The 6,379-nt window shown below is 40.1% G+C and carries 5 protein-coding genes; all 5 read left to right on the top strand.

The features are described from left to right. Positions 1-182: 182 nt before the first annotated feature. Positions 183-908 carry a hypothetical protein gene (locus KBF71_08645; protein MBP9878380.1) on the top strand — a complete coding sequence of 242 codons (726 nt, stop codon included), beginning with the start codon at positions 183-185 and terminating at the stop codon, positions 906-908. Between the two features lie 38 nt (positions 909-946). Then, the gene (locus KBF71_08640; GenBank protein ID MBP9878379.1) at positions 947-2,332 is read left to right on the top strand and encodes a leucine-rich repeat domain-containing protein; all 1,386 of its coding nucleotides are present in this window, start codon (positions 947-949) and stop codon (positions 2,330-2,332) included. A gap of 24 nt (positions 2,333-2,356) precedes the next feature. Continuing rightward, positions 2,357-4,087 carry a leucine-rich repeat domain-containing protein gene (locus KBF71_08635; GenBank protein ID MBP9878378.1) on the top strand — a complete coding sequence of 577 codons (1,731 nt, stop codon included), beginning with the start codon at positions 2,357-2,359 and terminating at the stop codon, positions 4,085-4,087. A gap of 17 nt (positions 4,088-4,104) precedes the next feature. Beyond that, complete coding sequence (locus tag KBF71_08630; GenBank protein ID MBP9878377.1) at positions 4,105-5,115, top strand: leucine-rich repeat domain-containing protein; 1,011 nt, start codon at positions 4,105-4,107, stop codon at positions 5,113-5,115. A gap of 79 nt (positions 5,116-5,194) precedes the next feature. Further along, positions 5,195-6,223, top strand: coding sequence for a leucine-rich repeat domain-containing protein (locus KBF71_08625; GenBank protein MBP9878376.1), 1,029 nt, complete (start codon positions 5,195-5,197; stop codon positions 6,221-6,223). Positions 6,224-6,379: the final 156 nt, after the last annotated feature.

Raw genomic sequence — 6,379 nt, 5'->3', positions numbered from 1 at the left:
CTCAGTCTCCATGGGTTCCCTGCAAAAGGTCAATGGGAAACATTGAGCGATGAGCAAAAGCAACTCCTCCTACGTCTCAAAACATTCCATGATCAGGGTACAGGACAGTATTATCTTAGCTATAGCAGCATTCCTAAACAAACTGCAGATCAAAAGCAAACCGCACAATAAAGAGATACAAAATGACATTTATAAAGAATACTCAAAGAGTCATACCTGCATTTTTAACCCTTTTACCAAAACTGCCAAAACAAACCTTTCATCATTTAACACCAAGAACAAATCCGCTCCCCCAAATTTCTCTCGCACCTATTCCTTTCAATCAAAGAGCAGTCTTCATGAGTCTCAGATCATTTAGTTCAACTCTGCCTGCTGACCACATCTCTTTTACAACAGATCTTTGTAAAGAGATTGCGAATGCTTTAAAATTGCCAATATCTGATGTCAGAACATCTCTTTCCAGAGAAAGCTTCAGAGATGAGGATGATTTTATAAATCATGTCTATACAATCTTTGAGCGTCGTCTTGAAATTTTGAATTATAAAAGACAAGAAAATTGCTTGCCGCCAATCTCCCCTTATTTGATCTTTACCCAATACAAGATAGCAAGAGATAGGATTTTAGAAAGCATGGATGATCCGCAGAAAACAAACTTAAATCTCTCGGGTCTCGATTTATTGGCTCTTCCTCATGAACTTATGAAATGCAAGCACTTGGTGCAATTAGATATTTCAAACAATAACCTCACCCATCTACCTCGCAACTTCACTGAACTTGCAAATCTTACCAAAATCAAAGCTCAGCACAATAAATTTGCTTATGCCCCCTATGAGCTTTTGGGCTTATTGCCAAAATTACAAGAGGCCGATTTCAGCGAAAATCCTTTTAGCCGAATATCCTTCATCTAAAGCAAATTATTAACAAGCCAACCTAAAGGAAACATAAAATGACATTTATCAAACCAACACAAATAAGACAATTTGCGCCTCTATTCCGCTCCTTTACCCCTCGCATTGCGCTTAGGGCAATGAGTGCAGAGGTAGGGCCAAAAGTCAATTCAAACACAGAACCAGCTCCGACAACGCCGCTTTTAAACCGCAGCAGTCAAAAAACAAATTTCAAAGACCTCCTTCAAAACATTGGCTTACTCACATTCGGCGCAGGATCTCTTGCTGCCGCCTCTTACTTTACATCTCAAAAGGAAGACGAAACGCTCTCATTCAATAGAGCTGATCTATATCCTTACCTCAAACCTACACAATCCCCAACAGAAGAAAGACTCCAAGCGATTTTAAAGCCTTGGAACAAAGCCACAGCAACAGAGGAAATTTTTCTGCTTTCTGAAAAGATTTTACACGATCTTCACACTGCAATTTGCCAAATGACCTTTGCACCTTCTCCTATCCAATTAAAAGAAATGCCGAATCCTTCTATGGATGGCATACCTGATGCTTTAAAAACAAAAATGGAAAATTCTTTTAAAGCACAAATGACAAACAGGTCTAACATTGAAGAAAATCTCTCAAAATCATACTTTAAAGGGCCGACTGCAGAGCTCGATTTCGCGCTTCATGTGATTCATTTCAAAATCTCTGTTGAATATAGTACGCCCTATATGAAAGGAGAGATACCCTCTGGCACAATCACACCTCAAATTGCCCGAGACATTTATGAAAATGACGGCTCTTATATGCTTCAAGCTTATTATGCTTATTTAAATTGCAAGGACAGGATTCGACAAAATAAGGAACAAGGTGAAACAGGCTTTGAATTCAAGAACATGAACTTAACAGCACTCCCGCCTGAGATTGAGCAAATTCCAGGACTTACAATTCTTGATCTCCGAGCTAACAATATCAGCTACTTGCCGCCACAAATCCGAAATCTAACTGATCTAGACTATCTCAATCTTAGTGACAACAATCTAAAAAGCTTGCCTGCAGAGATTGGACAACTTACGAAGCTTACAGATCTGAGTCTTGAGCGTAATCAACTCAAGGGACTACCCCCGGAATTCTCGAAGCTACAGAGCCTCGATTATCTTAATCTTGACTTTAACGATTTCACGTCTCTTCCAAGAGAGCTTCTCTCCCTCAAAAAACTATATACACTTCACATCCATGGCTATTTAACCAAAGGTCAAAGTGTCAGTTTTAATGATTTTACTTTTTGGGAGAAAGTCATGCTTGAGAGAATTCGCTCCAAAACCCCTCGTTGCCACATCTATCGAGACGATCAATATCGCCCAAACGTGATGCCCTCTCGACCTGAGATTGAAGCTGAACGAGCAAAACAAGGCCTTATTTCAGCCATTGCTTCTGTTCTAAAATAATCAACTCAATCAAGGAAACACAAAATGACATTTCTCAACAAAACACAAAGAGCTGCTCAAATTCTCAAAGCTTTTCAACCACAACTGGCGTTACGAGCCGTCAGCAGCGGCCATCTTTCCAGAGTCAGCACTCGAATGCAGCAAGATTCTGACTCGCCTCGTCTTATGCTCACAAGCCGTGAGACAAAGATACAAGCTCCGACAACAACTCTCAGAGGCTACTCAGAGACATCTTCTAGCCAAAAGGGCTCAGAATCGAAGCCCACATCCCCAAGCGAACCGGTACTTCTGATTACCTCGCTCATTGCATCAGTCCAAACACAAACCCAGTCAGATGAAAAAATGGAAAAGCTCATTTTTAATCTTGTCACAGAATTGAAAGACGACATAAAAGAAGACTATCCTGATATCACCATCGAGGAGATCAAAGAAACACTTTCTGTGGGTTGCTTTGTTGGAAATCCTGCTGGTTTTGCGCTGCACTTGGTTGAATTTTATGAATCGATCGACCGAAGCAATGCTGCTTTCCCAGACAGAGAACCAGTCACAATTGCAGAGGCCTTCACTAACTATAAAAAAGCAAGAGACCGTATCAATCGTACAGAAAAAGATGGCGTCATTTACTTGTCTTGTTTTAAATTAACCCTGCTTCCTGAAGAACTCAAAAATCAGTTACATGCGCGAGAACTCACTCTTTTTCGTACAAGACTCACCGTTTTCCCAGACTTTATTGGCGATTTACAGCACATGGAGAAAATGGAAGTCTCTGGAAATAGTTTTGCAACCTTTCCTGAGAGTCTAACAAAGCTCAAAAAGATGACACATCTTATTTACGAAGATAATCAAACAAAAACTCTCCCTGATTCATTTTGCAATTTGACCAACCTCAAAAAATTAAGTCTAGAGAAAAATCAAATTTCAGCTCTTCCTGAACAGTTTGGAAATCTTGCACAATTAGAAGAGATTAATCTTGAATATAATCAGTTAGCGACTCTTCCTGCTTCTTTTGGATCGCTAAAAAAATTGAAAGAATTTTTTCTAAAAGACAATCAAATTACAACATTGCCAGCAACATTCGGAGGGCTTAAGGGCCTGACTCTTTTGCAATTATCGAACAATCAGTTAACGACCTTACCCGATTCATTTGGCGAGCTCAGCTCCTTGCAACTCTTATATATGGTGAAAAACCAGCTGAAGGAAATACCTTCCAATCTAAGCGGCCTCAAAAACCTAATTGTGATGATTTTAAATCACAATCATCTTCAAACACTCCCAGATTCCTTGGGCGAATTACCGAATCTACGTGAAATCCAAGTTGCTAACAATCAACTCACCAGCTTTCCTAGGCACATTGCGACTTCTCAATCGATCGCTTCACTTGATCTAGGGGGGAATCAGATTACTGAATTCAATCATGTGATGCCAAAATTAAAAATTCTTCTTCTAACAAAGAACAAGCTCACAAAATTACCACCCATTGAGCATATGCCAAACCTGCAATTTCTCTCAGTTGTCAAAAATCCAATCCAAAGCCTGCCTGAAAATTTAGTAGGTTTTGATGGAAGATCACATCATCTCAATGATGTGATGTCGATTGGATGGGCTGGTGCTATCATGAATGTTGTTAAAACACCGAATCGTCCAACGCCTAAAATCTCTGTCTATGAAGACACAGAAGTGAATGGGCATCAATTCTACTTTATCATTGAAGACAATCATCCAGTCTTTCAAGATGAGCCTGCTGCAAAACTCTAAATCAATAAGGAATCGAAATGACATTTTTCAGCAAAATACAAAGAACAATCCCAGCCCTTAAACCTCTCCTCCCAAAGGCGCCTGTTCAACATTTCCACACATCGAGCACAAGAGTCAATCCGCTCAGGAACATGCCCGCAGCAGCCATCCCCGTGCAGCAAAGATTGGCTTTGGTGAATTTAAGACCCTATAGCTCCGATCATCGAAATGATACCGAAGATCCATTCGACGATAAAAAAGAACTTGCATTATATGCAACTGTTGCATTTAGTGCTGGATTTCTTCATACGGTAATCGTTAGAAATTCTGTTCAGGCTAAAGAAATCGAGCCTGTTACGGATTCGAAGGGTACAGAAACTCTCAATGACAATCAACGTTTTCTCATTTCAATCTCAGATCAAATCTGCGAAGAAATCAGCGAGGCTTTTGATCTATCAATCGCGAAGGTGAAAAAATACCTTTCGAGACAATGTTTCAATTCTGAATCAGAATTTGCTGATCATGTTTATATGATGTTCAAAGTACGACTTGAGGTTCACAATTTTGGAAGAGAAGAACAAGGCCTTATACCAATATCTTTAAATCTTGCCTTTAAACAATATTGTGCAGCAAGATTCTGGATTATTGAAAACATCAAAAATCCTAAAGGAACAAGTCTTAGCCTTTCTGGAAGAAACTTATATGCCCTGCCTCCTGAGCTTATGAATTGCAAACATGTAACTGAATTGGATATATCAAACAATCGCCTCATCTCTATTCCCACAAACATAGAGCAGCTACAAAATCTAACAATTCTCAAAGCTGGCCTCAATGAAATACATAGATTTCCTCAAGGGGTTGTGTCATTACCGAATCTTGAGCATCTGGATTTAAGTCATAATCCGATAGAATCTTGCCCACTTCAAATACTGAAACTCAAGAAATTGAAAACTCTCGACCTCAACAATACAAATATTCTGGCAATTCCAGATCAGATCAAACGGAGTGGGGTAAAAATTTTCTTCGATAAAAAACCTCCCACAGCTTAGCTTCAATTTGGTTTGAACGCACAAAACATAAAACTCAACGAATAAAAATTTAATCACCAAACAACCATAAGGAATCGAAATGACATTTTTCACTAAAATACAAAGAACAATCCCAGCCTTTAAACCTCTCCTCCCAAAGGCGCCTGTTCACTCTTTTCACACATCGAGCACAAGAGTCAATCCGCTCCGGAGCATGCCGGCAGCAGCCATCCCTGTGCAGCAAAGATTTGTTAACATACCGACTAGAACCTATGCAAATAATAACCACAAAATGCCCGATGATTTCACACCATTCCAGAAATTACTCATCGGTGCTGGCGTAGGGGCATTCTGCACACAAATGTTTATATCAACGGCATTTGCAATGGGGCCAACCAACGGATTAAAAACGACTCCCTCTGATCATGACCAGGCAGTATTTATTTTCGAGAAACTTCAATCAGAAATGCCTGAATTGGCGTCAGACGAAATTGCAAGTGGTCTGTCCTTCGAGTACTTCTGTCAATTTTCTGATGAAGATGCATATGATCGACACCTTATCACTTTTGCAAAATCCGTGGAAAGATATAATCAAACACGTCGAGGCAATGAACAATCTCTATCATTAGGTGAGGCATTTAAAGCCTACAAGAATTGTCGTCAGGCCATCTTAGACCTTATTGATGGATCTCGAAGATACCACGGCTTTAAATCCTTTGCTTGGTATGATCCAAAACTAACCTATGTCCCACCTGAAATTGCCCACTTAAAAAACACAGAAAATCCATCTCTATATCTTAGCCTTTATTTTCATGGATGCCGCATTTCTGCTTTACCCGATCAACTGAAAGAACTTGCGCCAACATTAGAGAGGTTACATTTCACAGATGCCACTTTTGACGTCATGCCCCAAGTTCTCTTTAGATTAACAGGACTGACAGACCTACAGTTGATGAATGGCCATTTACAGAAAATCTCACCCGATATCCTAGATCTCACAAAACTCCAATATCTGGATCTTTCCTACAATTATATAGACAAAATCCCCGAGGACCTTCAAGCGGGCATGAAAGAGGTCAAATTCAAAATGACACCAACACCACCGTTCTGTAAGCAATTCAAGATTTGAAGCCCTGCCCCTTCCTCCTATGACAGACTCGTTGGCACTGTGATTGTTGGAACAGTCGTGTCTGATGAACAGCCCGAGTCAGGCAGATAGGCACTGATGACGGTTTGAACAATCTGCATGATAAAGGTGAGGACCGCCAAAACAATCGGCGCTTTC

Source organism: Alphaproteobacteria bacterium (assembly GCA_018063245.1).
Classification (GTDB): Bacteria; Pseudomonadota; Alphaproteobacteria; order JAGPBS01; family JAGPBS01; genus JAGPBS01.
The sequence above is the reverse complement of the archived record's forward strand: the minus strand, read 5'-3'. Positions and strand labels throughout refer to the sequence as shown.

Excerpts from the sequence above, each read along its gene's own strand:
- KBF71_08630 (MBP9878377.1), top strand. The coding sequence starts at position 4,105 with ATGACATTTTTCAGCAAAATACAAAGAACAATCCCAGCCCTTAAACCT.
- KBF71_08625 (MBP9878376.1), top strand. The coding sequence starts at position 5,195 with ATGACATTTTTCACTAAAATACAAAGAACAATCCCAGCCTTTAAACCT.
- KBF71_08645 (MBP9878380.1), top strand. The coding sequence starts at position 183 with ATGACATTTATAAAGAATACTCAAAGAGTCATACCTGCATTTTTAACC.
- KBF71_08635 (MBP9878378.1), top strand. The coding sequence starts at position 2,357 with ATGACATTTCTCAACAAAACACAAAGAGCTGCTCAAATTCTCAAAGCT.
- KBF71_08640 (MBP9878379.1), top strand. The coding sequence starts at position 947 with ATGACATTTATCAAACCAACACAAATAAGACAATTTGCGCCTCTATTC.